Raw genomic sequence first — 2187 nt, forward strand, 5'->3', positions numbered from 1 at the left:
TCGTTGAGTCGGCCTGGGGCGCGGTGCCGGCGTTGCCGCCGGTCCGTTTCCCCAGACCGCTCGCCGAACCCGGCGTGCCCATCTCTGAGCACCGGGCTCTCCACGGCATCTGCCGTCAGGCGGGGCCGGACAAAGTCCAGGGGCCGCGGATCGAGTAACCCCGATAGCGGTAACGCCTCACCGATACCGCCCGCAGATCGAACAACTCGATCCCATCCGCCGAGGGTCTGCGCCACCGGCCGGTAGAGTCGGTGAAGCGTCGGCGGATGTCCTTCCACCTCCAACGATGCAGCCGCATCCACCAGCCGATCACCCTGCGCCAGACGAAACGCTCCAGGGCCTTGAAGGTGTGTTTGCACACTGCATGCTTGAAGTAGGCGGCCCAGCCGCGCATGATCTGGTTGAGTCTGATCAATACACGTGCGGGACTTTGATGGGATGTCCTGCCGGTCAGGGCACGGATCTTGTCCTTCAACGCCCGTATCGGGCCCTGGGCGATGAAGGTGTAGACATACCACTGGCCGGTTCCTCGTTTGCGGCGCCATTGGATGTGGAACCCGAGGAAGTCAAACCCCTCGGCCATGTGCACCACCTGGGTCTTGGCCGGTGACAGGCGCAGTCCCAGTGGAGCCAGCACGGCCGCCAGGTCCTGGTGCAACGCCAGCGTGTCATCTCGGTTTCCATGGACCAAGACGACGAAGTCGTCGCAGTAGCGGACCAGCCGCCACGTCGGCGACCCCGTGCGGCGGCGGGATGCGCGCCGCTGGCAGGTGGACATCGTCCCGCCTGGCCTCCACGGCCGGTGCAGGTACTCATCGAGCACCCCCATGGCCACGTTGAAGATCAGCGGGGACAAGATGCCGCCCTGCGGTGTGCCGGTGCCGGTGGTGGTGCGTTCCCCTAGTTCGGTCATGATCCCGGCCTTGAGGAACGCCTTCACCAGCGCCAAGACGCGTTTATCCTTGATCCGATCCCGTATCCGGTCCATCACGGCCGGATGCGAGATCGTATCGAAGGCCGCCTCGATGTCGGCATCCAGCACCCAGCGGTATCCCCGGGTGCCGAAATGGTGGATCTCGGCGATCGCGTCCTGGGCTCGCCGATTGGGTCGAAACCCGTAGGAGACCGGCAGGAAGTCGGCCTCGAAGATCGGCTCCAGCACCAGCTTCAGCGCGGCCTGGACGACCCGGTCGGCCACGGTGGGTATCCCCAGGCGGCGTACCTTGCCCGTCCTCCCCGGCTTGGCGATCAGGTGTTCGCGTACCGGCAGAGGTGTGAACGTGCCCTCCTTGAGGCGGGCACGCAGGTCATCCAGGAAGCAGGGCACCCCGGTACCGTCGTGGACGTCGGCGACGCGTACGCCGTCCACGCCCGCAGTCCGGGCGCCCCGGTTGCCCGCGACCCGGTCGAACGCCACCAATAGCGTCGCCGGATCGTGCACGAGGTTGAACAGGTCATCAAACCGGCGGCCGGAATCGGCCGCCGCCCAGCGGTGAAGTTTGGCCTGCATCTCCGATACCCGCCGATACGGCCCTTGAGGGGCCGCCTCCGGCCAGGCGCCGATGTTCACCGGCGCGTCTTTCGGCATTACAGCATCCGTCCCTTCTCGATTGCCGCTGCCGCCCTTGGCCATGTACCAGGCTTTCCCCGGCTCGGACTACTACGGCGGCTCCGCCCCGTCCCGGCCCGATCGGCCGACGATGGACCCAGCCCCCGGGAGCCACGCTGGAAGCGTGATCCGGGGCCAAAACCGAGACGGTTCCCGTGTTCACCTGCTGATCGCTCGACGAAGGAGGAGCCCGGCTGTACCCCCGCGGCCTGTCCACGGCTACCCCGCAGCACGTCACCGTGGCCTTCCCGGACAGCCGATCCAGGCCATCCGCGAAGTTCCCCGCTGCCGCGCTAGACACCAGGGATCTACCGCACCCGGCCCATATCCGTCAGGTTGGAGCCGGTGCAACGTTAGGAGGCGTAAACGCCGGTTCCTCGCGTACTCCTTTCCGTCTCGCTTGCCGGACCCGCTCCATCTGACGGTGCTGACACGTCCCGGCTTTGTCAGGGCCGCTTGCCACCCTCCCCGGCACCTCCCGGGTCAGGCTGCCCTCAGCTTCAACCGTCTTGCTGCGACAAGACGGCGGTGCAGGTCTTTCACCTCCACTCGATCAGCAAGCGCTTCACGGCGCACAG

The 2187-nt window shown here is 66.7% G+C and carries 1 protein-coding gene; it reads right to left on the minus strand.

Features of this window, described 5'->3' with window-relative positions; translation table 11 throughout:
- Positions 1-115: 115 nt before the first annotated feature.
- Positions 116-1633: a group II intron reverse transcriptase/maturase gene (gene ltrA, locus DP939_RS45160; RefSeq protein ID WP_199565862.1), complete on the minus strand. Its 1518-nt coding sequence runs from the start codon at positions 1631-1633 to the stop codon at positions 116-118.
- Between the last annotated feature and the right edge of the window lie 554 nt (positions 1634-2187).

Source organism: Spongiactinospora rosea, assembly GCF_003315795.1.
In the GTDB taxonomy this organism is placed as follows: Bacteria; Actinomycetota; Actinomycetes; order Streptosporangiales; family Streptosporangiaceae; genus Spongiactinospora; species Spongiactinospora rosea.

Bases quoted from the DNA above. Each gene is read 5' to 3' on its own strand.
- ltrA (WP_199565862.1), bottom strand. From the start codon at position 1,633: ATGGCCAAGGGCGGCAGCGGCAATCGAGAAGGGACGGATGCTGTAATG.